General features: G+C 72.7%; 17 protein-coding genes. 10 read left to right on the forward strand and 7 right to left on the reverse strand.

The annotated features are described in order from the left end of the window. A partial coding sequence (locus tag VG276_03015; GenBank protein ID HEV8648380.1) for a YciI family protein occupies nucleotides 1-309 on the reverse strand: 309 nt, incomplete at its 3' end. A gap of 285 nt (nucleotides 310-594) precedes the next feature. Beyond that, nucleotides 595-1,317: a DUF5995 family protein gene (locus tag VG276_03020; protein ID HEV8648381.1), complete on the reverse strand. Its 723-nt coding sequence runs from the start codon at nucleotides 1,315-1,317 to the stop codon at nucleotides 595-597. A 249-nt stretch (nucleotides 1,318-1,566) separates the two neighbouring features. Between VG276_03020 and VG276_03025 the strand changes: the two genes are divergently transcribed. From VG276_03025 to VG276_03045, 5 genes are all read left to right on the forward strand, one after another. Beyond that, the gene (locus tag VG276_03025; GenBank protein ID HEV8648382.1) at nucleotides 1,567-2,586 is read left to right on the forward strand and encodes a TIGR03842 family LLM class F420-dependent oxidoreductase; all 1,020 of its coding nucleotides are present in this window, start codon (nucleotides 1,567-1,569) and stop codon (nucleotides 2,584-2,586) included. A gap of 169 nt (nucleotides 2,587-2,755) precedes the next feature. Then, entirely contained in the window at nucleotides 2,756-3,601 is an 846-nt protein-coding gene (locus VG276_03030) for a nitrilase-related carbon-nitrogen hydrolase (GenBank protein ID HEV8648383.1), read from the forward strand. Next, entirely contained in the window at nucleotides 3,598-4,959 is a 1,362-nt protein-coding gene (locus VG276_03035; protein ID HEV8648384.1) for an aspartate aminotransferase family protein, read from the forward strand. Before VG276_03030 ends, VG276_03035 begins: the two co-directional genes overlap by 4 nt. A 38-nt stretch (nucleotides 4,960-4,997) precedes the next feature. After that, on the forward strand, nucleotides 4,998-6,383 hold the full coding sequence (gene hydA, locus VG276_03040) for a dihydropyrimidinase (GenBank protein ID HEV8648385.1): 1,386 nt from the start codon (nucleotides 4,998-5,000) through the stop codon (nucleotides 6,381-6,383). A 161-nt stretch (nucleotides 6,384-6,544) separates the two neighbouring features. Further along, nucleotides 6,545-7,987, forward strand: coding sequence for a CoA-acylating methylmalonate-semialdehyde dehydrogenase (locus VG276_03045; GenBank protein ID HEV8648386.1), 1,443 nt, complete (start codon nucleotides 6,545-6,547; stop codon nucleotides 7,985-7,987). On the opposite strand, the gene VG276_03050 is transcribed toward VG276_03045, so the two are convergent. Both VG276_03050 and VG276_03055 read right to left on the reverse strand, forming a co-directional pair. Continuing rightward, nucleotides 7,968-8,276, reverse strand: coding sequence for a hypothetical protein (locus VG276_03050; protein HEV8648387.1), 309 nt, complete (start codon nucleotides 8,274-8,276; stop codon nucleotides 7,968-7,970). The two genes, VG276_03045 and VG276_03050, sit on opposite strands and share 20 nt — an antisense overlap. A 39-nt stretch (nucleotides 8,277-8,315) precedes the next feature. Then, nucleotides 8,316-11,204: a diguanylate cyclase gene (locus VG276_03055; protein ID HEV8648388.1), complete on the reverse strand. Its 2,889-nt coding sequence runs from the start codon at nucleotides 11,202-11,204 to the stop codon at nucleotides 8,316-8,318. A 393-nt stretch (nucleotides 11,205-11,597) separates the two neighbouring features. Here VG276_03055 and VG276_03060 point away from each other — a divergent pair, with 393 nt between their 5' ends. Continuing rightward, on the forward strand, nucleotides 11,598-14,993 hold the full coding sequence (locus VG276_03060; GenBank protein HEV8648389.1) for a UvrD-helicase domain-containing protein: 3,396 nt from the start codon (nucleotides 11,598-11,600) through the stop codon (nucleotides 14,991-14,993). Between the two features lie 46 nt (nucleotides 14,994-15,039). Here the strand turns inward: VG276_03060 and VG276_03065 are convergent, their stop codons facing one another. The 3 genes from VG276_03065 to VG276_03075 form a co-directional block, all read right to left on the reverse strand. Next, complete coding sequence (locus VG276_03065; protein ID HEV8648390.1) at nucleotides 15,040-16,701, reverse strand: LCP family protein; 1,662 nt, start codon at nucleotides 16,699-16,701, stop codon at nucleotides 15,040-15,042. 438 nt (nucleotides 16,702-17,139) lie between these two features. Continuing rightward, the gene (locus VG276_03070) at nucleotides 17,140-17,565 is read right to left on the reverse strand and encodes a phage holin family protein (GenBank protein ID HEV8648391.1); all 426 of its coding nucleotides are present in this window, start codon (nucleotides 17,563-17,565) and stop codon (nucleotides 17,140-17,142) included. A 125-nt stretch (nucleotides 17,566-17,690) separates the two neighbouring features. Beyond that, nucleotides 17,691-18,554, reverse strand: a complete 864-nt coding sequence (locus VG276_03075) for a S8 family serine peptidase (GenBank protein HEV8648392.1) — start codon at nucleotides 18,552-18,554, stop codon at nucleotides 17,691-17,693. Between the two features lie 209 nt (nucleotides 18,555-18,763). On the opposite strand from VG276_03075, the gene VG276_03080 reads away from it, so the two are divergent. The 4 genes from VG276_03080 (at nucleotide 18,764) to VG276_03095 (ending at nucleotide 24,484) form a co-directional block, all read left to right on the forward strand. Beyond that, nucleotides 18,764-19,786 carry an alcohol dehydrogenase catalytic domain-containing protein gene (locus tag VG276_03080; protein HEV8648393.1) on the forward strand — a complete coding sequence of 341 codons (1,023 nt, stop codon included), beginning with the start codon at nucleotides 18,764-18,766 and terminating at the stop codon, nucleotides 19,784-19,786. After that, nucleotides 19,783-20,853, forward strand: a complete 1,071-nt coding sequence (locus VG276_03085) for an alcohol dehydrogenase catalytic domain-containing protein (protein HEV8648394.1) — start codon at nucleotides 19,783-19,785, stop codon at nucleotides 20,851-20,853. The genes VG276_03080 and VG276_03085 overlap by 4 nt, the downstream gene beginning before the upstream one ends. A 238-nt stretch (nucleotides 20,854-21,091) precedes the next feature. Next, the gene (locus tag VG276_03090) at nucleotides 21,092-22,807 is read left to right on the forward strand and encodes an MFS transporter (GenBank protein HEV8648395.1); all 1,716 of its coding nucleotides are present in this window, start codon (nucleotides 21,092-21,094) and stop codon (nucleotides 22,805-22,807) included. Nucleotides 22,808-23,023: 216 nt separating this feature from the next. Next, entirely contained in the window at nucleotides 23,024-24,484 is a 1,461-nt protein-coding gene (locus tag VG276_03095; protein ID HEV8648396.1) for an aromatic amino acid lyase, read from the forward strand. Nucleotides 24,485-24,787 lie beyond the last annotated feature (303 nt).

The following is a 24,787-nucleotide window of genomic DNA, read 5'->3' on the forward strand; positions in this document are numbered from 1 at the left end:
GGTCGCCCGGTCGAAGCTTTCGCACTCGACGATCGTGTAGCCGGCGAGGACCTCCTGGGTTTCGGGATACGGCCCGTCGGTCACGACAGGAACCCCATTCTGCAGCTGGATTCTCCTGGCGTGTACGGGGGCGGCCAGGCCCTGGGCGTCGACGAGCTCCCCGGACTCGACCAGGTCCTTGTTGAACGACTCCATGAACGCGCCCATCGCCGCGACATCCTCCGCGGACCAGGCCGGCTTGTCGGTGGCCTTCCCGGCCAGGATGTCGTAGTCCTGCTGCGAGCCGTACAGCAAGATCATGTACTTCACGGGTCTCTCCTGTCTGCTGGCACCACTCCGGTGCCTCTCACCAGAGACGTCGGGGCCACCGGCCCATCCCGGACATCCACCCGCCACCTTCGACCACTCGTACCGCAACAGCAGGACATGGACGTGCTTGCCCTCCCGCCTGACCAGCGACGCCGGCCGGTCAGGGCCCGCCAGCGCGGCGGCCAGCCCGGTCAGCCACTAAGGCGACTCTTGGTCCTCCGACCAGGAGGTTCACGGCCACGAATATGGAGCGAATCAGTAACTCGGGACACTAGGGACTCGTGGCTACCGGTACCAGCGGATGATCTCGCGGGCCTTGTCCTGCGCGTGCTGCCTGATCTCGGTCGCGATCGCCTCCCGCGCCTGCGGGGTGGGCGCGCTCACCAGCCGCTGCGCGTTGTCCCACGCCAGCTGCCTCCACGCGAAGATGTCCCGGTCGGCGGTCGGTGGGACCGTCTCCGAGAACAGGCCGGGGCACAGGTCCCGCTGGATCTCGGGGTACACCACCGGCCGGGTGCGGAACACGAGCACGTCGTCCACGTGCTTGTGGTCGGGGTACAGGTAGCGCGGACCCACCTGCTCGATCATGAACGCCAGGTCGTTGTTCACGTGGGCGTTGATTCCGAGGTAGAGCATCTGGGTGCAGTTGAGCCGCTCGGGCTCGGTGCGGAACGCGATGCGCCACGCGATGTCGACGTCGTTGTCGTCGCCGTGCTTCCAGGTCTTGTAGGCGTCGAGGTAGTAGGTCGCGAAGGTGGGGATGACCACCTGGTCCCAGAACTCCGGGTCGGAGAACTCGCCCTGGTTGTTGGCGTCGCGCATCCCCTCGGTGGTGCGGAGGTAGAGCAGGGCGAAGGGCTTGTTCTGCGTCTCCAGCCCGGGGTCCTGGTAGTGCGCCGTCATCTGCGCGATGGTGTGCGCCGTGTCGTGGTCGGCTCGTGCCGGCGACACCATCGAGAGCGCCGCCAGGACCGCGAGCGCGACGACGGTGGTGATCCTGCGCAACATCGGGGTCCTCTCTACGGACGGATGGGGCCGGTGATTGTGCCAGAGGTGTCTCACCGAATGTGGTCCATGACCATCGGCCTGGAGGTCGCCGCGGCCGCCCGCCCTGCTCACGGGCTCACCCGGCTGGGTAGCCGGCCATCCACCCGTCACCCCTTCACGACCCTCATCCCCCGGAACTAGCATGTTGGTGCGACCGCAGCCCGCGGTCCGCGCCGCCGACGGGTCCGCCGGATAGGAGGCCAACGCATGCTGTCGTTCGGCGTCTGCTTCGCCACCGATCCCCCGCCGTCCCGGGTCGTCGAGCTGACCCGGGCGGCCGAGGAGGCCGGCTTCGAGTACGCCTGGCTGTGGGACTCCCACGTGCTCTGGCAGGACGTGTACCCGGTGTTCGCGCTGATGGCGGCGGCCACCTCGCGGATCCGCATGGGCCCGTGCGTGACCAACCCGGCCACCCGCGACCCGACCGTGACCGCGAGCGCGCTCGCCACCCTGAACGAGATCTCAAGCGGGCGCATGGACATGGGCATCGGCCGGGGCGACAGCGCCCGGCGGGTGATCGGCCGCAGACCCGTGACCGTCGCCGAGCTGGAGGAGGCCACCCGGGTCATCAAGGACCTGGCCGAGGGGCGCCCGGCCACCCACGGCGGCACCGAGTTCCGGCTCAAGTGGGCCAAGGGCAGCCTGCCGGTGTGGATCGCGGGGTACGGGCCGAAGGCCCTGCGCGCCGCCGGCCGCGTCGGCGACGGCGTCATCCTGCAGCTCGCCGACCCCTACCTGGTCGAGTGGCTGCTCAGGTTCGTGCGCGAGGGTGCCGAGGAGGCCGGCCGGCGCTTCGAGGACATCAAGGTGATGAGCGCGGCGCCCGCCTACGTGACCGCCGACCTGGCCCACGCCCGCGAGCAGGTCCGCTGGTTCCCCGCGCTGGTCTCCAACCACGTCGTCGACCTGGTCAAGCGGTACGAGCCCAAGGACCTGCCCAAGGAGCTGACCGACTACATCGCCGCGCGGGACCACTACGACTACTCCGACCACGGCCGGGTCGGGGCCGAGCACGCCGGCTTCGTCACCGACGAGGTGGTCGACCGCTTCTGCGTCATCGGCACGGCCGACGCGTGCGAGCGGCGCCTGCGCGACCTCGAGGCGGCCGGGGTCCACCAGTTCAACATCTACTCGATGGTCGACGACCCCGAGGGCGTCATCCGGGCCTTCGGCAAGGAGCTGATCCCGTCCCTGGGCAACTCGGCAGGGGCTCGGGGGCCCCGAGCCTAGGCCCCCGACCAGCGCAGGACCCACCGACGAGCACAGGACCCACTGACGAGCACAGGACCCACCGACGAGCGCAGGACCCACCGACGAGCGCAGGACCCACTGACCAGCACAGGACCCACCGACGAGCGCAGGACCCACCACCGACCGAGGAGCATCGAGGAGCAAGCTCATGACCATCGTGCGCGCGGCCATCATCCAGGCCCATGCCAACATGCCCAAGGACGAGGCGGTCGACAAGCACGTCGGGCTGATCGCCAAGGCGGCCGCCGAGGGCGCCCAGATCACCTGCCTGCAGGAGATCTTCCACGGCCCGTACTTCTGCGCCGAGCAGGACCCCAAGTGGTACGCGACCGCCGAGCCGGAGGACGGGCCGACTGTCACCCGCATGCGCGAGCTCGCCCGCCAGCACCAGATGGCGCTGGTCGTCCCTTGGTTCGAGGAGGCCCAGACCGGCGTCTACTACAACTCGGCTGCGGTCATCGAGAAGGACGGAACCCTGCTCGGCAAGTACCGCAAGACCCACATCCCGCAGGTCGGCCCGTGCTTCTTCGAGAAGTACTACTTCAAGCCGGGCAACCTCGGCTACCCGGTGTTCGACACCTCGGTGGGCCGGGTCGGCCTCATCATCTGCTACGACCGGCACTTCCCGGAGGTCGCCCGCCAGGTCGGCCTCAAAGGCGCCGAGCTGGTGTTCAACCCGTCGGCCACGGTCGAGTCGCTGTCGAAGTACCTTTGGGAGCTCGAGCAGCCGGCCCACGCGGTGGCCAACGGCTATTGGATCGCCGCGATCAACCGGGTCGGGGTCGAGGCGCCGGTCAACCCGAACAAGTTCTACGGCTCGTCGTACTTCTGCGACCCGCGCGGGCAGATCGTGGCCAAGGCGAGCGACTCCGAGGACGAGGTGCTGGTCGCCGACCTCGACCTCGACAAGATCCGCGAGGTCCGCAACACCTGGCAGTTCATGCGCGACCGGCGTCCGGAGACCTACCACGAGCTGACGGAGCTGCTGCCGTGACGGCCGACGGCACCGGGACCGCGGGCGGCACCGGGAGCGGGACCGGCACCGGGGGCGGCGCCGGCGACGCGGCCGCGCTGCTGGCCAGGCACGCCAAGGTCCTGCCCGCCTGGCTCACCCTCTACTACGCCGAGCCGGTCGAGCTGGTGCGCGGCGAGGGCGTGCATGTCTGGGACTCGGCCGGCAACCGCTACCTCGACTTCTTCGGCGGCATCCTCACCACCATCTCCGGCCACAACGTGCCCGAGCTGACCCGGGTGCTCGAAGACCAGGCCGGCAAGCTCAACCACACCTCGACGCTGTACCTGATCCGCTCGATGGTGGAGCTGGCCGAGCGGCTCACCGAGCTGGCCCCGGTCGACCCCCCCACCAAGGCGTTCTTCACCACCTCGGGGTCGGAGGCTAACGAGGCGGCCCTGCTGTTTGCGACCGGGTACCGCAGGTCGAACGAGGTCATCGCGCTGCGCAACTCCTACCACGGCCGCTCGTTCGCCGCGATCGGGATCACCGGGCAGAAGTCGTGGTCGGCCTCCTCCTACAGCCCGTTCCAGGTGTCCTACGCGCTCACGCCCTACTGCTACCGCTGCCCGTTCGGCCTCAAGTACCCCGACTGCGGCGTGGCGTGCGCCGAGGACCTGCGCAACGTGATCGAGACGACCACCACCGGAGCGCCAGCGGCGATGATCGTCGAGCCCATCCAGGGCGTGGGCGGGTTCGTCACCCCGCCGCCGGAGTACTTCGGGATCGTCAAGTCGATCCTGGACGACTTCGGCATCCCGCTGATCGCCGACGAGGTGCAGACCGGGTTCGGCCGCACCGGCGAGGCGTTCTGGGGCATCGAGAGCTACGGGGTCCGCCCGGACGCGATCGTCATGGCCAAGGGCCTCGGCAACGGCCTGGCCATCGGCGGGGTGGTGGCCAAGGCGGAGTGGGTCGACTCGCTGCGGGCCAACCACATCTCGACCTTCGGCGGCGGCCCGGTCAGCTCCCGCTACGCGGTCGCCAACCTCGACTACATCCGCCGCGAGAACCTGCAGGCCAACGCGGCCCGGACGGGCAGGATCCTGATGGACGGGCTCAAGCCCCTCGAGGCCGAGTCCCCGATCGTCGGCGAGGTGCGGGGCAAGGGCCTCATGGTCGGGGTCGAGATGGTCGCCGACCACGACTCGAAGGAGCCCAACGTCAAGGCGGCCGCCGAGGTGATGGAGCGCTGCCGGGAGCGCGGCCTCCTGGTCGGCAAGGGCGGCCTGTACGCCAACACGCTGCGGATCGCGCCGCCCCTGACCGTGACCGAGCAGGACGTGGGGCAGGCGGTCGAGACCATCCGGGCCGCGGTCGCGGCCGCCCAGGGCGTCTAGGCGCCCGAGGCCGACTCCAACACGAGGAGGTGCACGGAGTGCGAACCCTCATCCAGGGCGGCACGGTGGTGACCGCGGCCGAGACGATGCGGGCCGACGTGCTGGTCGACGGCGAGAAGGTGGTCGCGGTCGGCACCGGGCTCGGCGGCGGTACCGGCGCCGAGCGGACCGTCGACGCGACCGGACGGTACGTGATGCCTGGCGCGATCGACGTCCACACCCACATGGAGATGCCGTTCGGCGGCACCTTCTCGGCCGACGACTTCGCCACCGGCACCGCCGCGGCCGCCTGGGGCGGCACCACCACGATCGTGGACTTCGCCATCCACGAGTACGGTGAGTCCCTGCAGGCCGGACTGGACCGCTGGCACGAGAAGGCCGGCCCCAAGGCGCACATCGACTACGGCTTCCACATGATCGTGCGGGAGGTCAACGACCAGACCCTGGCCGACATGGACGCGCTGGTCGACCGCGGGGTGCCGTCGTTCAAGCTGTTCATGGCCTACCCGGGTGTGTTCATGGTCGACGACGCGTCGCTGTTCCGGGCGATGAGCCGCACCTCCGAGAACGGCGGCCTGATCATGCTCCACGCCGAGAACGGCGGCCCGATCGACGTGCTGATCCAGCGCTACCTGGCCGAGGGCCGGACCGACCCGATCAACCACGGTCTGACCCGTCCCTCGTCGATGGAGGGCGAGGCGGTGCACCGGGCCGTGGCCCTGGCCGACCTGGCCGGCGTGGCGGTCTACATCGTCCACCTGTCCTCGGCCGACGCGCTCAACGCGGTCCGCGAGGCGCGCGACCGGGGCCTGGCCACCCTGGCCGAGACCTGCCCGCAGTACCTGTACCTCAGCCTCGACGACCTCGGCCGGGAGGGGTTCGAGGGCGCCAAGTACGTCTGCTCGCCGCCGCTGCGGCCCGTGGCCCACCAGGCCGAGCTGTGGAAGGGGCTCCGCCAGGACGACCTCCAGGTCGTCTCCACCGACCACTGCCCCTTCGACTACAAAGAGCAGAAGGAGATGGGGCGGGGCAACTTCGCCAAGATCCCCAACGGCCTGCCCGGGGTCGAGGACCGCTTCACCCTCATCTACGACGGCGGGGTGCGGCCAGGCCACATCGGCCTGAACCGCTTCGTCGAGCTGGTCGCGACCGCCCCGGCCAAGCTGTTCGGCCTGTGGCCCCGCAAGGGCACGATCGCGCCGGGGTCCGACGCCGACGTCGTGGTGTTCGACCCCGAGGCCGAGCGGACCCTGTCGGCCTCCACTCACCACATGAACGTCGACTACTCCTGCTACGAGGGCCGGCGCGTGCACGGGATCCCCGAGGTGGTCATGCAGCGCGGCGAGATCCTGGTCGACCACGGCACCTTCCTGGGCCGGCCCGGCCAGGGCAGGTTCCTCGAGCGGAGCCGCTCCGGCCTGTAGAGGAGGCACCAATGACCACGGCGGGCGCCACCCGGAAGCCATGCGGGCAGGAGGAGCGCCGATGACCACGGCGGGCGCCACCCCGAGAGCACGCGGACAGGAGGAGCGTCGATGACCACGGCGGGCGCCACCCCGAAGCCACGCGGACAGGAGGAGCGCCAATGACCGACCGGGTGCCGAGCTACATCGCCGGCCGCGTGCGCGAGTCCGGCGCGGCCGAGACCCATCCCATCCCCGACCCGGCCACGGGCCAGCCCATCGCCGAGCTGCCCTACTCGAGCACCGACGAGATCGACGAGGCGGCCGCCGCCGCCCGGGCCGCCTTCCCGGGCTGGGCCGACACTCCGGTCCCCGACCGGGCGCAGGTCCTGTTCCGCTTCAAGGCCCTGCTCGAGGACGCCTTCGAGGAGCTGGCCGCGCTGGTCACCCGGGAGAACGGCAAGACCCTGGACGAGGCGCGCGGGGAGGTGCGCCGCGGCATCGAGGTGGTCGACTTCGCCTGCGGCGCCCCCACCCTGCTGATGGGCTCGGCCATCGACCAGATCGCCAGCGGCATCGACGAGCGGCTGATCCGCTTCCCCGTGGGGGTGGTGGCCGGCATCACACCATTCAACTTCCCCAACATGGTGCCCCTGTGGATGATCCCGACCGCGCTGGCGTGCGGGAACACCTTCGTGCACAAGCCCTCCCAGCAGACCCCGCTGTCGGCGATGAAGCTGGCCGAGCTGCTCGAGCGGGCCGGCCTGCCCGAGGGTGTGTTCAACGTCGTCCACGGCGCCGAGCAGGCCGTCACCCGCCTGCTCGAGCACCCGGAGGTCGACGCGGTGTCGTTCGTGGGCTCGGCCCGGGTGGCCCGGATCGTCTACACCCAGGGCGCGGCCAACGGCAAGCGGGTCCAGGCCCTCGGCGGGGCCAAGAACCACCTGCTGGTGATGGACGACGCCGACCTCGAGGCGACCGTGCCCGCGCTGGTCGCGTCCGCGTTCGGCAACGCCGGGCAGCGCTGCCTGGCCGGCAGCGTTGCGGTGGGCGTGGGCTCGGTCGGCGACGCGCTGGTCGAGGAGCTGGCCGCGCAGGCGTCGGCGCTCAAGGTCGGGCCGGGCGCCGAGCCGGGCACCGACATGGGCCCGGTGATCCGGGCCGAGCGCAAGCAGGCCATCGCCAGGCAGGTCGGCGAGGGCCGCGACGCCGGCGCGACCCTGGTCGCCGACGGCCGCGACGCGGTCGACTCCGAGGGCTTCTTCCTGGGTCCCAGCATCCTCGACCACGTCACCCCGGACATGGACGTGTGGCGCACCGAGCTGTTCGGCCCGGTCCTGTCGGTCGTGCGGGCCCGCGACGTCGACGAGGCGCTCGCCACCGCCAACCGCTCCAGCTACGGGAACATGGCCTCGATCTTCACCACCTCCGGCAGGAACGCGCGCGAGTTCCGCCGCCGCATCCAGGCCGGCATGCTCGGGGTCAACATCGGGGTGGCCGCGCCCATGGCGTTCCTGCCCTTCACTGGCTGGAAGGACTCGTTCTTCGGCGACCTGCACGCCACCGGCACCGACTCGATCCGCTTCTACACCCGGCAGAAGGTGATCACCCAGCGCTGGTTCTAGCCGCCGCCACGACGAGGACTGGGACACGATCCACGCTCGTCCAGGCGCGGGTCCGCAGGCGCTGTCCGAACAGCGCCCAGCCTGCGATGCCGGCGACCGCCCCGGCGAAGTGCGTGCTGAGCACCAGGGCCGACGCTCCGGCGCCGACCCGGAACGTCTCGCGCAGCACGGGGATGGCCGGCCCGTACAGGGCGAGGAACGCGCCCAAGGCGACGAAGAGCAGCAGGCTCCCCAGCGTGGCCGCCCTGTTCAGCGACCACGCTACGGGCCGCTCGGCCAGATCCCCCATGCCATCCCTCCTCGACATCGGTCAAGGACACAGGCTGGCTCAGTGGTCGCCAGCCGCGCTCGGGTCGAACGCGACCCCGGCCCGCCGGGCGAACTCCTCGGCCCGGGCCGCAGCCGCCCGGTGGGCCACGCGCTCGGCCTCGTAGAGCCGGGCCCGCTCGATCGCCTGCCCGCAGTGGCCGGCGAGCGCGACCATGAACAGGCGGTCCTCCTCGGCGAAGGCGTGCGGCTCGTCGAAGGTGAGCCCGAGCACGCCCAGGCAGCGATCCTGCACGGCGAGCGGGACGGCCGCCCAGGCCTGCACGTCGGTCATGATCGGGCGCCAGCCGGGCATGCAGCGCTCGCGCGCGGCCGGGGAGCCGAGGAACACGGGAGTCGAGCACCGCGCCGCCTGGCTGAGCGGCGCGGCCCCGGTGAGCGGCATGCGGCGCCACTGCTCGACGACCTCTGGCGGGTACCCGAGGGTGGCGACGACCTCGAGGTCGTCCCCATCCACCAGGGCAAGCGCACCGCCCTGCGCGTCCAGCGCAGCCACTCCCTGGCGGACACCCACCTCGGCGACCTCGCCCGAGGTCAGGGCCTGGGAGAACGCCGCGGTGATGGCCTGGAGCCGGGAGAGCCGGTCCACCGTCCGCTCGGCCGCGGCGCGTGCCCGCGCCTCGGCCTCGAGCAGCCGCGTCCGCTCGATCGCCAGAGCGGCCCGGTCCGCCACGAGCTGCAGCAGCTCCAGGTCGGCCTGGCCGAAGTAGCTGGGCATCTCGCTGCCAACGCCGAGGGTGCCGATGATGCGGCCCTCGACCCGCAGGGGCACACAGGCGACGGCGCGCAGCCGGGCCCCGGCCGCTGCGGCGGTCTGCATCCTGGTCATGGGAAGGTCGGCGACCAGCATGGGCGTCCCGGTGGCGGCCACCCGGCCGGTGACGCCCTCGCCCATGGGGATGACCGTCCCGGCCAGCTCGTCGCCCAGGCCGAGGAAGGCGCGCAGGCGCAGCGAGCGACCGTCCTCGGTGGGGAGGAACAGGGTGAGCACGTCGACCGCGAGCACCGCCTTGAGCCGCTCGAGGAGGGCCGCGAGCAGGTCGTCGACGGCGAGGTGGGCCAGGGCGGCGTCGGTGACGGCCTGGACCTGGGCCAGACGCCTGGCGTAGTCGCCGGCGTGCGCGGGGATGGTCTCGTCGGCTTGCATGCGCTCGGCCACCAGATTGGCGAACGCATGCAGGGCGGAGGCCCCCGGGCCGGGCGTCCCGGCAGGCGGTGGCGCTGCGCGGGCCGAGACCTGCCCGAGGATGGCCCCGACGTCCGGCCAGCGTGGATCGGCGAGCGGCCCGGCGATGCCCACGCCCGGACGGGGGCGGGCCCCGTGGCCTGGCGGCCCGGTGCCGACGACGGCCTGACAGGCGGCGTCGTGCTCCTCGTCGGCGTGGGTGGCCGGGTCGAACCAGCTGTAGCGTCCCTTCCCACCGCCCTTGGCCGCGTACATGGCGACGTCGGCCCGGCGCAGCAGGGTCCCAGCCTGGTCGAACCCGCTCGTGGTGGTCGCGATGCCGATGCTCGCATCGACCGTCACCCGCATGCCGTGCAGGTCGACCGGCTCGCGCAAGGCCGCGAGCACCCGGCGGGCGACCACGGCGCCAAGCCCGGGATCGGGGACGCCGTCGAGCAGGATCGCGAACTCGTCGCCGCCCAGGCGTGCCGCGGTGTCGCCGGCACGCAGGCAGGTCCGCAGCCGCCCGGCCACCTCGCCGAGCAGCCGGTCGCCGGCGGCATGCCCGAGGGTGTCGTTGACCCGCTTGAAGTCGTCCAGGTCGATGAAGAGCAGCGCGACCTGGCCGGGCACCCGACGGTGGCGCAGCAGCGCCTGCTCGACCCGGTCGACGAACAGCTCGCGCTGGGCGAGCCCGGTGAGCACGTCGTGCAGCGCCCGGTGCTGCAGCTCGGTGAGCGCGCCGGCGAGGACGCCGAGCAGCCCGGCCATGCGCACCGCCACGAGCACCGAGAGCAGGGCGGAGCCGGCCGCAATGACCAGCACGTCGGCTGGCGTGCCGACGGACGCCTCGACCGCGAGCAGCGCCGGGGCCAGGAGCGAGACCCCGGCGAGGACGGCCAGCCGGCGGCGGCGCAGCATGGGCGCTGGCACGTCGGCCGGCGTGGCCACCCGGGCCATGGACGGGTGCAGCGCGGCAGCGCCCGCGCAGGCGTACGCCGCCATCCAGCCGGCGCTGATCGGGCTGCCGGCCTGGTACCGGTCGTTGAGACCGAGCACCACGTGGCAGACGTCGGTGGCGAGCATCGCGACCACGCCGGCGCCGAGCAGGCGGTAGGCGGGAGGCCGGGCACCACCGCCCACCATGAGGCGGGCGGCCACCGCGAGCATGAGCACGTCGAACAGCGGGTAGGCGGTCGAGACAGCCCGGGCGGCCAGGTCGAGGCCCGGGTCACGCAGGTGGGGGGAGATGAGGAACACCCAGGCGACCAGGGCGGTGCCGGTGGCCACGATCAACCCGTCGACGAGCCCGGCACGGTCGCGGCCGGGGACGCGGGCGCGGACCAGCAGCAGCAGGCCGACGCCGAACAGGGGATGGCAGGCTAAATAGAAGGCGTCAGCAGCGGTCGGCACGAGCTGGACGCCGGGGATGTGGCCTCCGCTGAGGATGTGCCCGCCGCTGGGGAGGATGTGCCCGCCGCTGGGGAGGAGGACGCCGCCCGCGACGTTCGAGAGCAGGCTGGCGGCCAGCAGCCACCAGGGCAGCGCGCGCCTGGGCCGGTGGGTCCTGACTCCGGTGACCGTGGCCAGCGCCGCGGAGAGCCCGAGCCCGACGTACAGCACCTCCCGGGCCAGGTCCGAGCCGACCGTGAGGTAGGCCACGGCGGCCACTCCGCCGGCCAGCAGGTACAGAAGCCAGGCGGGATACCCGCGTCGGTCGCTCACGGACCACCTGGTCTGGGGTCTCGGTGGGGGTGGGTCATGAGGCTCTCATCGGCGGACCGGATCCGGGGTGCGGCGTCGCCAGCCGTCAAGGGACGCGGCCGCCGGCCGCCGCCCACGCTCTCCGGCCCACGTCAGCGCCCATCTTCGGGTCCCCCTCCGTCACGGCTGGCTGCGAGGCGCTCGTGCCCGGCGAGGCACGAACCGCCGCGAAGGGGGGAATTCTTGCATACGGGCGGTCTGTCTGGGGTGGACAAACGCGCAGGTTTCTGCCCAATTTGGCGGCGTCTTCGAGAACCCGCCTCCCGGTGCCCGTCAACCTTCCAACAGCTTCCCCCGTCAACCTTCCGAGCGGTCCATCCGAGACGCGTCGGGGCACCGTGATAGGTTCGGTCCATGCCCTTCTACGCAGACCTCCACATCCACTCGAAGTACTCAAGGGCTTGCAGTCGGGACTGCGACCTTGAGCACCTCGCCTGGTGGGCGAGACGGAAAGGTCTTTCGGTAGTCGGCACCGGTGACTTCACCCACCCGGTCTGGTTCGAAACGCTCCGCTCCACGCTGGTGCCGGCCGAGCCCGGCCTTTACCGGCTCCCCGACGACGTCGAGCGCGCCGTGTCCCAGCGGCTCCCACCCTCCTGCCACGGGCCGGTCCGCTTCCTGCTCTCGGTCGAGATCGCCACCATCTACAAGCGGGCCGAGCGCACTCGCAAGCTCCACCACCTGGTCTACATGCCCGACCTGGACGCGGCGGCCGCGTTCAACCGCAGCCTTGGGCGGATCGGGAACCTGGCCTCGGACGGCCGGCCCATCCTCGGCCTGGACTCGCGCGACCTGCTCGACATCACCCTGCAGAGCGGCGACGGCGCCTACCTGGTGCCCGCGCACGCCTGGACGCCCTGGTTCGGCATCCTCGGCTCCAAATCGGGGTTCGACTCGGTCGAGGAGTGCTTCGGGGACCTGACCGGGCACGTCTTCGCGCTGGAGACCGGGCTCTCATCGGACCCGGCCATGAACTGGCGGGTGTCCTCGCTGGACCGGTACCGGCTGGTCAGCAACTCCGACGCCCACTCCCCGCCCGCGCTGGCCCGGGAGGCGTCGGTGTTCGGCACCGAGCTCGACTACTTCGCCTTGCGGCGGGCGCTCGAGACCGGCGAGGGCTTCGGGGGGACGGTGGAGTTCTTCCCCGAGGAGGGCAAGTACCACCTCGACGGCCATCGCAACTGCGGCGTCTGCCAGGAGCCGGCCGAGACCCGTCGGCGTGGCGAGCGCTGCCCGGTCTGCGGCAAGCCGCTCACGATCGGGGTGCTGCACCGGGTGGAGGTGCTCGCGGACCGTTCGGACGGCGCCCGCCCTCCTGGCGCGGCAGGCTTCCGCTGCCTGGTGCCCCTGCCCGAGATCCTCGGCGAGCTGCTCGGGGTGGGCCCGAGGAGCAAGGCCGTCGGCCAGGAGGTCGCCGCCCTGGTCGAGCGGCTCGGCCCCGAGCTGGGCATCCTGCAGGACGTGCCGCTCGAGGAGATCGGGCGGTCAGGGCCGCCGCTGCTCGCCGAGGCCATCGGCCGGCTCCGCCGCGGCGCCGTCGTGCGCGAGGCTGGCTACGACGGCGAGTACGGCGTCATCCGCCTGTTCGACCCGGCCGAGCTGCGTGGCCACGGCTCGCTCACGGCCACCCTGTTCGACCCCCCCGACCCCGTGCAGTCCCCTCCGGCCCGGGCGGCCGCCGGCCTGGAGCCCACCGAGGAGACCGCCGGCCTCGAGCCCACCGAGGAGGCTGCCGGGCCGCCACCCAGCGGGCGCTCCGCCGGCCCCGAGCCCACCGAGCGCTCCGCCGGGCCGCCACCCAGCGGGCGCTCCGCCGGGCCGCCACCCACCGAGGAGGTAGTCGAGACGCCAGACGGCTCCGGGGTGGAGCCGCCGCAGCTGGCCGGCGTGGACGCCGCCGGCGTGGTCACGACGGTCCTGGGTGGGCTCGACCCGGACCAGCGGGCGGCCGCCGCGACCGTCGAGGGGCCCCTGCTGATCGTGGCCGGGCCGGGCACGGGCAAGACCCGCACGCTCACCCACCGGATCGCCCACCTGGTGGGCGACCATGGCGTCCCGCCCGAGCGCTGCCTGGCCATCACCTTCACCCGGCGGGCCTGCGAGGAGCTCCACGAGCGGCTCCGCGCCCTGCTCCCCGACGCGGCCGAGCGGGTCCTGGTGACCACCTTCCACGGGCTCGGGCTGCAGATCGTGCGCGAGCAACGCGAACTGCTCGGCCTCGAAGAAGGCGTCGGCATCGCCGACGAGAGCGAGCGGCTGGAGCTTGTCCGAGAGGTGTCGGGCGGCTCGGAGCGCGACGCCCGCCGCCTGCTCGATGCGCTCTCGCGCGCCAAAAGGGCCCGGGCCGCCGGCCCGGGGCAGGGGCCGGGGCCGGGGTCGAGGCCGGGGTCGGAGGCCGGCGAGCTGGCCGACCGGCTCGCCGGCTACGACCGGGCCCTGCGCGAGCGTGGCCTGCTCGACTTCGACGACCTCCTCACGCTGCCGGTGGCGCTGCTCGGCGCCGACCCCGACCTGGCCAGGTCGTACCGGGACCGCTGGCCGTCGATCTCGGTGGACGAGTACCAGGACGTCGACGAGCTCCAGTACAGGCTGCTCTGTCTGCTGACCGGCCCGGACGGCCACCTTTGCGCGATCGGCGACCCGGACCAGGCGATCTACGGCTTCCGCGGTGCCGACGTGGGGTTCTTCCTCCGCTTCGGGCAGGACTTCCCGGCGGCCAGGACCGTCCGCCTCACGCGCAACTACCGCTCGAGCCGCGCCATCGTCGACGGCGCGCTCCAGGCCATCGCCCCCTCGACGCTGGTGCGCGGCCGGGTCTTGGCCGCCCATGGCGAGGCGGCTGCGTCGGCGCCCCGGATCGTCGTGCAGCAGGCCGCTACCGAGCAGGGGGAAGCCGACCTGGTGGTGCGCACCATCGACGAGCTGCTCGGCGGGTCCTCGTTCTACTCGATCGACAGCGGCCGGGCCGGCGCGGGCGGCCACGGCCACGGCGGCCTGTCCTTCGCCGACGTCGCCGTCCTGTACCGCACCGACGCCCAGGCCGGGCCGCTGGCCGAGGCTCTGGCCCGCGCCGGCATGCCGTTCCAGAAGCGCTCGCACGACCGCCTGACCGACCGGCCAGGCGTCCGCGCTGTGATCGCGCTGCTTCGCGTCCAGGCCGCCGCGGCCGGGCCCGGCGACCCGGACCGACCCTCGGTGCCGGTGCCGGTCCTGACCCGGGTCCACCGGGCCGTGAAGGCGGCCGTCGACGCCCTCGGCCCCACCCCGGAGCCCGACGCAGAGGCGGACGTCCGGACCGCCATGGACCTGCTCACACCGCTGGCCGAGCGGTGCGGCGAGGACCTGGGGCGCTTCCTGGCCGACCTCGCGCTTGGCGCCGAGGTGGATGCGCTGGATCCGCGGGCCGACCGCGTGTCGCTGCTCACCCTGCACGCGGCCAAGGGGCTCGAGTTCCCAGTGGTATTCCTCACCGGCTGCGAGGACGGCCTGCTCCCCCTCCGCTGGGGCAGGACCGGCGACCTCGACCTCGGCGAGGAGCGCCGGCTGTTCTTCGTCGGCATGACCCGGGCCAGGTCCCACCTGTACCTGACCCGTGCCAGCCGCCGCACCCGGCACGGCACGATCCGCGAGGCCACGCCCTCCCCGTTCCTGTCCGACATCACCGAGACGCTCCTCGAACGCGTCCACGCCGCGGCCAGATCGCCGCGCCGGCCCGCCACGCCAGCCGGCGACCAGCTCCAGCTCCTCTGAGCCGGCCAGACCGTGGCGACATGAGCCGGCCAGACCGTGGCGACACTCAGGGCTCGAGCCGGCGGACCGAGGTGCAGGCGTCCGGCGCCTGGGCGGCGGCGTGCGATCCCCGGGCGGTTACGACCCACCCCTCGGCGGCGGCATGCGACCCCTGGGTGGCAGTGCCCGACCCCCCGGCACCGGCCCCCGACCCTTGGGCCACGGGCCCCGACCCCCCGGCGGCGGTCGCAGACCCCCCGGCGGCGGGTCTGCTCGGCCGGCTCGTCCCCACCGTCCCCCCGTGGTCGGTTTCGGCGACGGTCGTGGCGGCGCGGCCGGCGAGCATGGCCCGGACCGTGGCGCGGATGCGGGTCACGTCGGGGACCGGATAGCCTCCGGACGCCCAGCCGGCGACGAAGCCGGGGGGCCCGAAGCCGACCGTGGCCAGGTTCACGCGTTGCCGGCCGGCCAGCTCGACCAGGTCTGGGAGGCGGTCGAGCGGGATGTCGGTGGAGACGTTGCGCTTGACGACCGGGACGAGCCGTGGGAAGGCCCGCAGCAGCCGGCGTGCGTCGGTCTGCCTGGCCAGCGAGCCGAGCAGGCAGCGCTGGCGGCGCATGCGGTCGTAGTCGGTGGTCTCCTTGCGGGCACGGGCGAAGGCGAGCGCGGTCAGCCCGTCGAGATGGTGCCGCCCGGGCTTGATGTGGAACCTCGGCCCGCCGTCACCCTCCCCGAGCCGGTCGATCTCGACCCGCACAGGCTCCGACACGGTCACCGTCACGCCGCCCAGCGCGTCCACGACCTCGACGAACCCCTTGAGGTCGACCAGCGCGTAGTGGTCGATGCGGATGCCGAGCAACCGCTCGGCCGCGCCCATGACGGCGGTGACACCAGGGCGCCGGCTACCCGGGAACAGGTCGGGATGCTCCTCGGCGTAGCCGTACAGCTCGTTCAGGGGGTGGGGGAAGCAGCGGCAGGCGAACGCCCGGGCCGGGCCGTCGGGCAGTGGTACCTGGATCAGGTTGCGCGGCAGGCCGAACAGCACGGCCCTGCCGGTGGCCGGCTCCATGCTGGCCACGATCATGGTGTCGGTGCGCAGGCCGGTCCGCCCCCACCCGGCGTCGCCGCCCAGGAGCAGGACGGTGAGGCGGTCGCCGGGGACCGCCGGGGTCGCCCCCCGCACCGGCCGGTCCGCTGCCGTCCAGCTGGGGTCGCGTCTGCCGAAGACCGACGCCAGCAGGTCGTACGCCTCGAGGTCGTAGTAGGCGGCCACCGCGTGGGGCGCGGCTGTCAGCCCGAGAACGAGGACGACGACCAGGCGAGCCATGCCGCGGTGCCGGACCGGCCCGCGCTCGAGGTGGGCGGCGCCCAGACGGTAGGCGTCAGCGACCGAGGAGGCCCGGAATCCGAGCAGTGCGGCGTCGACCGCGAGCAGGCCGAGCAGCCACTCCGGCCGGACCAGCATGCGGGCCAGCCCGCTCCGGTCCTGCCAGAGCGCCACGCCAGCAAGGACACAGGCGACCGTGACCGCGACCATCGCGGCACCCCGGCGCGTCCGGCCGAGGTAGAGCTGGCCGGCTCCTGGCAGCAGGCACGACAGCACCGCAGCGACCAGGGGCCGCGCCCCCCGCGGGCGGTCGCTCCACCACCGCCGGCGTCCCTGCGAGCCGCCTACCGGCGGCAACTCCAGCTTCTGCTGCACCGTCGTCCCGTCGGTCGCACGCGCCATCCGAGCACGAACGCAAGGCAGCTGCGACCATGCGCGTCACGAGCGCAGCTCCTGCATTTTTGTAGCCGATCAAGCGGACGCGCAAACGCTGGCGATCCACGCTGCGCCGGGCGCCCGAGCCTGCCGGTTGCGATTCCTGCATACGGGAGGTTTGGCCCGGGACCGAACCGGGGAGAGGTCCCTGCGGTACGGCGGGACGGGGAACGGGTGTAGCCCCCCGCCGGCGGTTGGGGGACCGCCGGGGCAGGGCCGGGCGAGGCCCCCGTTAGCCCTCCCGCCGTACCTGTTCTGGGCTCCACCTGCCCCGGCGGTCCTGGCTCCACCTGCCCCGGCGGTCCTGGCTCCACCCGCCCCCGGCGGTCCTGGCTCCACCCGGTCCGGCGGTCCTTGCTCCAGCCCCGGCGGTCCTGGCTCCACCTGGACCGGCCGGGCCGGGCGTCAGCGCTCGTACCTGTCGGGCAGCAGGACGTTGAGCAGGAAGCTCACCACGCTCACCACGAGCGCGCCGAGCAGGGCGGCGCCGAAGCCGTCGACCTTGAAGGGCAGGTCGACCTGGTCGCTCAGCCACGATGTGAGCAGCAGCATGAGCGCGTTCACCACGAAGGTGAACAACCCCAGGGTGAGGATGAACAGCGGAAAGGTGAACAGCCGGACGATCGGCCGGATGATCGCGTTGACCAGGCCGAAGACGACCGCGACGCCGAGCAGCGCGAGCGCCCGCTCCCCGGTGGTGCCCTGGCCGATGGTGATGCCGTCCACCAGGGCGGCGGCCGCGGCGAGGGCCGCGGCGTTGACGAGGATGCGGACGATGATCCTCACGACGACGCCATCTCCCCTGATCGGCTTGGTATGCCGGCGAAGCATGCCACAAATCGGGCGGGCGACGCGCCCGCCTGGTGGGTGTCCGCCGGGCCGTGTGTTGGTCCACCGCCCCGGCGCGGGGGGGCGCCGTCCCCCCGCGGGGGGGACGGCGCCCGGTGGCCGGTCGGCTAGCCGCCCAGCGGGCGGACGGCGCGCAGGGCGTTCACGATCCCGTTGCCGTAGAACCCGTTGTTGTGGGTGGGGCCTTCGCAGACGTGGGTGTCGGTCTCGGTGGTGAAGGTCCCGTCAGGGTTGGCCACGAGCCGGGTGTAGGTGAACGCCCGGGGGTCGGGGCAGGCGTGCCTGGTGGCGGTCGCCCGCAGGATCGCCTCGGTGACGGCCGGCCGCAGCCCGAAGCCGCTGGGCAGGGTGGAGCCGTAGCGGCTCACGATGAGCGCGGCGACGCCCACGGCGTGCGGCGACGCCATCGAGGTCCCCTGCAGGTAGCGGTAGTAGCCGCAGACCCCACCCTGGCAGTCGCGCACGACCGCGGTGGACCGCGGGTTGCCGGCCGGGTCGAGCAGGCCTTGCCCGCGCAGCACGCTCTCCGGGTAGGCGGCGAGCACCGCCCGGGTGATGTCGCGCTTGTTGTCGGGCGTGTCGTACACGTCGCCGCCCGGGGCTGAGATGTCGACGTACCGGTAGCCGTAGCTCGAGCAGTAGGCCTTGCGGGTGCTGATGCCGGTCGCACTGGTGGACAGCACGTGGTTGCCCTGGCCGGGCATGCTCAGGCAGTCGCCCGGGTCGATGTCGCGGTCGTAGGGTGCCTCGCCGGGCACGTCGGCGAAGTCGGGGCTCGAGCCGTCGACGCTCGGCTTGGTGTAGTCGATCGCCGCGTTCCCGGCCGAGCTGACCAGGGTGACGCCATGCCCCCAGGCGTACCCCAGGGCGCGGTTGGTGGCCTCGACGATGGTCCGCTGCTCCTCCCGGTCGGCAGGCGAGTCGGCCGGGTTGTTGCCGCATTCCGCGCGGCCGTCCAGACCCCGTCTCATCCGTTACGCCCCGACGTAACGGATCTCGCCCCCGGCCGCTGCGCTGGCGTCGCCCCACCCCGCCTGGGACGCGCGGAGCACCGTGGGAAGGTCGAAGAGGATGAGCCGACCAAGCGCGCCGGGGCGACCGGGCCGGCGGGCTGCGACGGCACGGGCCGCTCCTCGGCCGGCTGTTGTGGTTCCCGCGGGGGTGTGGTTCAACTCGGAGCGTGAAAGCCAGCGTCTATCACGGGCCGGGTGATCTGCGGATCGAGGAGCTCACCCTGCCCCCGCCCGGCCCTGGGGAGGTGCTGGTGCGGATGCTCGCGTGCGGGATCTGCGGCAGCGACCTGCTGGACTGGTATGTGTCGCAGCGGGCGCCGGTCGTGCTGGGGCACGAGCCGGTCGGCGAGGTGGTCGCGGTCGGCGAGCCCGCCCCCGCAGGCTGCGACGTCGCGTTGGGGACCCGCGTGGTCGTCCACCACCATGTCCCGTGCTTGGTGTGCGACCGCTGCCGGCGCGGCCACCACACGCTCTGCGCGACCTTCAAGCAGACGCGGATCCGCCCGGGAGGCTTGGCCGAGCAGATCCTCGTCCCGGCCGAGAACGCACGCCTGGACCTGCTGCCCGTCCCAGCGCAGCTGCCGGCGGAGACGGCGACGCTGGTCGAACCGCTGGCGTGCTGCGTCCGGGCGCAGCGCCGCGCCGGCGTGGGCCCACAGACGCGCCTGCTCGTGGTGGGCGCCGGGCAGATGGGGCTGCTGCACGTGCAGGCCGCCAGGGCGCGAGGCTGCAGCGCGGTCGTGGTGGCCGAGCCGCTCGAGGGGCGCCGCAGGGCGGTGGCCCGCTATGGGGGGCTCCCGGCCGAGGCGACGGCCGGGGCGGTCGTTCGGGCCATGGGGGCGCGACCGGACGTGGCGATCGTGTGCACCGGCAAGCCGGACGCGTTCGGGCTCGCGATGCAGGCACTGGACGAGGGGGGGCTGGTCCAGCTGTTCGCGCCGTCCACGCCCGGCACGGCGCTCACCGTCGACCCCAACGAGGTGTTCTTCAGGGAGATCACGATCCAGGCGAGCTACTCGGCCGGGCCGCTGGACACCCGCGAGGCCCTCCGGCTGCTCACCGAAGGCGCGGTCACCGCCGAGGGCGTGATCACCCACCGCTTCCCGCTCGCCGACACCGCACGGGCCCTCGAGACCGCCCGCTCCGGTCAGGCCATCAAGGTGGTCGTGCTGGGGGACACGCGGCCATGAAGGCGGCGCTGCTCTACGGGCCGGCCGACCTGCGCATCGTCGAGGTGGCGGCACCCGAGCCCGGCCCTGGCGAGGTGGTGCTCCAGATCCGGGCCGCCGGTACCTGCGGCACCGACCGCAAGATGTACCTGCGCGGCCACCCCGCCCTGGGCCCGTACCCTTCCCGGTTCGGCCACGAGTTCGCGGGCGTGGTCGGTTCGGTCGGCGAGGGCGTCGCCGGCTTCTCGCCGGGCGAGCCGGTCTTCTGCGCCGACTCGGCCCCTTGCGGCGCGTGCTTCCAGTGCCGTGGCGGGCGCCCCAACCTCTGCGAGGACCTCCGCTACCTGCTCGGCGGGTTCGCCGAGCAGGTACTGGTCCCGGCACGGCTGGTCACCGGGAACCTCCACGCCCTGCCCGCCGGCGTCGGCCTCGAGGTCGCGCCCCTCGCCGAGCCGCTGGCCTGCGCGCTCCACGCCGTGGAGCGCGCCGGCATCGCACCCGGCGACCGCGTGGCGATCGTGGGCGGCGGCGCCCTGGGCCTCATGCTCTGCGCGCTGGCACGGCGGGCCGGGGGCAGGCCGATCGTCCTCGACCCCCACCAGGAGCGGCTCGGCCTGGCCGAACGGTTCGGCGCGGAGGCCACCGTCGGCGCCGAGCGGGGCCCCGCCGACGTCGAGCGCCTCAAGCGGGCGACCCCGGGGGGCAGGGGCGCCGACCAGGTCTTCGAGGCGGTGGGCCGGACCGAGGCCTGGGAGCTCGCCGTCGACATGGCGCGGCCGGGCGGCGTGGTGAACCTGTTCGGGGGCTGCCCACGCGACAGCCGCGTCCCGGTCCCCACCGACCGGGTCCACTACGAGGAGCTTCGCCTCCAGGGGGCCTACCACCACACGCCGCGCTGCATCGCCGAGGCGCTCGGGCTGCTTGCCGGAGGTCCCGAGCCCTGGGCCGAGCTGTGCGGGCCCCGGATCGGGCTCGAGGCCCTGGAGGCGGCGCTCACCGGCGCCCTCACCGGCGCGCCGCTCGGCAAGTACCTGGTCGTGCCCGGGGTTCAGCCATCGGCGTTCCCGGGGGGAGGCCCCGATGAGTAACGAGGGTCGAGCCATCAGCGGCGAGGACTGGGTGGAGCGTGCCGGCCGTGCCGCGGCCGGGGTAAGGAGGTTCCTCCCCTTGACGTGACCGAGCGCTGGCAGTACGGCTTCGTCGAGCAACTCATGGGCCGACCTGCTCCCTCTTCGCGACCGCCCGAGCCCGGCCGCCGCGTTGGTCGGGCGCTGCTGGCGGGGCTCACCGACACAACTACCCACCCAGTGACACGGAGACACGCGCATGAGCACTACCGCGACCACCCCGGCCGGGCGGCCCGGCCACCAGGACGCCGACCCGCGCCGCTGGGTCGCCCTGGCCGTCGTGCTGATCGCCGGCTTCATGCAGCTGGTCGACATCAGCATCGTCAACGTCGCCATCCCGTCGATCCAGCGCGACCTGGACGCGACCTACAGCCAGATCCAGTGGGTGCTGGCCGGCTACCAGCTCGCCTTCGCGGTCACCCTCATCACGGGCGGCCGGCTCGGCGACATCTTCGGGCGCAAGCGCATGTTCATGCTCGGCATGACCGGCTTCACCCTCGCCTCCGCCCTGTGCGGCCTGGCCCAGAACCCCGGCATGCTGATCGGCTCCCGGCTCCTTCAGGGCCTCATGGGCGCGGTCATGTTCCCGCAGATCCTGGCCGTCATCCAGGTGACCTTCCCGCCCCGGGAGCGTGCCGCCGCCCTCGGCAGCTTCGGCGCCACCATCGGGCTGGCCACGATCACCGGCCCGCTGGTCGGGGGGCTGCTCATCGAGGCCGACCTGCTGGGCCTCGGCTGGCGGCCGATCTTCCTGGTCAACGTCCCCATCGGCATCGCCGCCCTGGTCGCGGCCACGCGCTTCCTGCACGAGTCCAGGTCGCCCCAGGCGCTGCGGCTGGACCTGGTCGGCGTCGGCATCGTCAGCGCCGGCCTGCTGCTGCTGGTCTACCCGCTGGTCCAGGGCCGCGACCTCGACTGGCCGGCCTGGACGTTCCTGTCGATGGCCGCGGCCGTGCCCGTGCTGGCCGCCTTCGCCGTCTGGGAGCGGCGCAAGAAGGCGGCCGACGGCTCCCCGCTGGTCGAACCGGCCCTGTTCCGGCAGCGGGCGTTCGTCGCCGGTCTGCTGGTGGCCGGCATCTTCTTCATGGGCATCCCGGCCTTCTTCCTGACCTTCACGCTCTGGCTGCAGATCGGGCTCGGCTTCACCGCCCTGCACGCCGGGCTCACCGGCATCCCGTTCGCGGTCGGCTCGGCGCTCGCCTCGGCCGCCTCGGCGCGGCTGGCGCCCCGGCTGGGCCGGCGCATCCTCAGCCTCGGCACGCTGCTGCTGGCCGCCGGCATGGCCGGGCTCAGCTGGACCGTCGACCGCTACGGCGGCGGGGTCGACTCCTGGCAGCTCATCCCCGCCCTGGCCGTATGCGGCCTCGGCCTGGGCTGCGTGATCGCGCCGCTGGTCAACATCGTGCTCGACGGCATCCGCGGGCAGGACGCCGGCTCGGCCTCGGGGGTGCTCACCACCATCCAGCAGGTCGGCGGCGCGGTCGGGGTGGCCGTGATCGGGGTGATCTTCTTCGGGCTGCTCGGCAGCCACGCCGCTGCGGTCACCGCCGACCTGGCCCCGCGGCTCCGTGCCGACCTTGAGACGGCGGGGGCGCCCGCACCGGTGAGCCGGCAGGTCGTCGCCGGCTTCGAGGCCTGCTTCCAGGACCGGGCCAACGCCAAGGACCCGTCGGCCACCCCGGCCAGCTGCCAGCGCGCGCAGACCCGGGCGCAGGCCCCTGGCCAGGACCGGATCGGCCAGGTGGTGACGGCGGCCGCCGAGGACGCCCGCAGGCAGAACTTCTCCGACGCCTTCGAGCGCACCCTGCTGTTCGAGGTCGCCGTGTACCTCGTCTGCTTCCTGCTGATCTTCCTGCTGCCGGGTGCCCGTGGCAGAGCCTTGGAGCAGTCGCCAGAGGCCGCAGCGCTCGCCTGAGCGAGGCCAGGTGCAGGCGCTGCGGTCACCGCATGGCGAGACAGGAAGAAGTCACTTACGTCTTGAGCGGACAGAACTACCGTAGTGGCGTCCGGTCCCTTCAAGCGGGGCTCGAGTGCCCCAGTCCGTCGCCATCTCGAGCGTGCCCTCGCGCCGCAGCCAGGCGTACACGCTGAGTCTTCGACTGGCCCACCAGCTGGGAATACTGTGAGAGGCATGGTTCTCAGGCTTGCGTCGCGCTCACAGATCACCCTCGACTTCTTCGAGCGCGTTGCATGGCAGGGCGAGCCGGTTCGGATCGCGCCCACCGCGCTGGCGGGGGCGGACGCGGCGCGCGCCGCCTTCCTCCGGCTGCTGGAGAACCCAGAGGTCACCGTCTATGGCGTGACGAGCGGTTATGGCGAACGTGCCGCCGTCCGGCTCGGTCGGCAGGAGCGTCGTCAGCAGACGTGGGCCGCAGCCTACCGCGCTGCCTCGTTTGGTGAGCCGCTGCCCGAGCGCGTGGTCCGCGGCATCGTGCTCGCTCGGCTGGCGAACCTCCTCGAAGGTCATGCCGCGGTCAGTGGGAGGCTCCTGGCCGCGGTGGCTGAGCTGCTGGATCGCCGGACGTTGCCCTCTGTACCGTTGCAGGGCAACGGCGGATCAGGTGAGATCCTCGCGCTGAGCCATCTGTTCGGGCCGCTGATCGAGTCGCGTGACATCGGCGAGAAGGAGGGGCTCGCGCTGATCAACGGCTCGCCCTGTGCAGCCGCGTTGATCGCTGACGCCGTGCTCGCCACGCGTAGCCGTCTGAGGCTCGCTTATGCAGTCTTCGCGCTGTCGGTGGAGGCCTTGCGTGCGCCCCTCGATGCCTACGACGCGGCGTTGGAGGAGCTCTGGGGCGACGAGTATGAGGCACGGGCGCTGCAACGACTGCGGGTGCTGCTGGCTGACGCGCCGCCCGGACGCCGACCCTACCAGGCGCCCGTCAGCTACCGCATTTTACCCCGCGTGCTCGGCCAGGCGGAGCGTGTGCTGGAGGCTGCCTCGCGCACAGCCACGGAGTCACTGCGCTCGGTGTCGGACAACCCGGTTTACCTGCCACCCTCGGCGGGCTATCCGGACGGCCGCGTCCTCAGCACGGGCGGCTACCACAACGCGGCTGCCTCTGCCGCATTGCACGATCTCGCTGTCTGCTGGGCGGACCTGTGTCAGCTTGCCGAGCGCCATGTCGAGCACCTTGTCTTCAACGCCACCGCCGTGTCTTCAGGTACGCCGTCCGACAGGCGCGAGCTGCTACGCTTGCTGATGATGGTCGCGGTCGGCTACGCGGAAGAGGCGCGTGGGGCAGCGCAGCCGCTGGTTCTTCCACGCGGAGGGCCTGGCCAAAACGATGTCGCCTCGCCGGCATTTCTCGCGTGGTCACGAGAACGGGCCGCCGCTGAGTGCTGTGTTGCCGTGCTCGCGCTGCTCGCAGCCGGCGCCTGCCATTGGCTCCCAGCTACCGAGCGAGGGCTTCCACCGCAGCTGGTCCAGTTCGTCGCCGAGACGCGCGAGCACTTCCCTCCGCTCACCGAGCCGCGGGCCTTTGGCGGCGACCTCGCCAACCTGGCAGAGCATTTCCGCATGCTCGTGTTCGCGCGGCCAGTGGACCGGGACATCGCCGACGGCGCGGCCGAGGCAGATGAAGCTGAGTAGCTCGCTCAGTTCTCATCTCATCCGAGCACGAAGAGGTCGCCATGGCCGCGGATCATCCCGCATCACCACCGACGTTGTGAAACCACCTCTTGCCCAGCAACCGATGGCTGACAGGGGCCCGGTCAGCAGGCCCCTGTCACGCACACCGCAAGACCGCTATGAAGTTGCCTTGAGGAGCCCGATCAGGTGTCCCTCGGGGTCTGCGAGCTGGCCGATCTCGACGCCCTCCATCACCTTGTCCGGGCCCATCATCCGCTTCCCGCCAAGGCGCTCCGCCTTCGAGACTCATCGGTGCACGTCGGG

The organism is Actinomycetes bacterium (assembly GCA_036000965.1).
Classification (GTDB): domain Bacteria; phylum Actinomycetota; class CALGFH01; order CALGFH01; family CALGFH01; genus DASYUT01.

What these genes read in the sequence shown, in the direction of transcription:
- VG276_03050 (HEV8648387.1), bottom strand. Translation starts at nt 8,276, where the DNA reads ATGGGGGATCTGGCCGAGCGGCCCGTAGCGTGGTCGCTGAACAGGGCG.
- VG276_03020 (HEV8648381.1), bottom strand. Translation starts at nt 1,317, where the DNA reads ATGTTGCGCAGGATCACCACCGTCGTCGCGCTCGCGGTCCTGGCGGCG.
- VG276_03030 (HEV8648383.1), top strand. Translation starts at nt 2,756, where the DNA reads ATGACCATCGTGCGCGCGGCCATCATCCAGGCCCATGCCAACATGCCC.
- VG276_03085 (HEV8648394.1), top strand. Translation starts at nt 19,783, where the DNA reads ATGAAGGCGGCGCTGCTCTACGGGCCGGCCGACCTGCGCATCGTCGAG.
- VG276_03070 (HEV8648391.1), bottom strand. Translation starts at nt 17,565, where the DNA reads ATGCTTCGCCGGCATACCAAGCCGATCAGGGGAGATGGCGTCGTCGTG.
- VG276_03075 (HEV8648392.1), bottom strand. Translation starts at nt 18,554, where the DNA reads ATGAGACGGGGTCTGGACGGCCGCGCGGAATGCGGCAACAACCCGGCC.
- VG276_03095 (HEV8648396.1), top strand. Translation starts at nt 23,024, where the DNA reads ATGGTTCTCAGGCTTGCGTCGCGCTCACAGATCACCCTCGACTTCTTC.
- VG276_03060 (HEV8648389.1), top strand. Translation starts at nt 11,598, where the DNA reads ATGCCCTTCTACGCAGACCTCCACATCCACTCGAAGTACTCAAGGGCT.
- VG276_03065 (HEV8648390.1), bottom strand. Translation starts at nt 16,701, where the DNA reads ATGGCGCGTGCGACCGACGGGACGACGGTGCAGCAGAAGCTGGAGTTG.
- VG276_03045 (HEV8648386.1), top strand. Translation starts at nt 6,545, where the DNA reads ATGACCGACCGGGTGCCGAGCTACATCGCCGGCCGCGTGCGCGAGTCC.
- VG276_03090 (HEV8648395.1), top strand. Translation starts at nt 21,092, where the DNA reads ATGAGCACTACCGCGACCACCCCGGCCGGGCGGCCCGGCCACCAGGAC.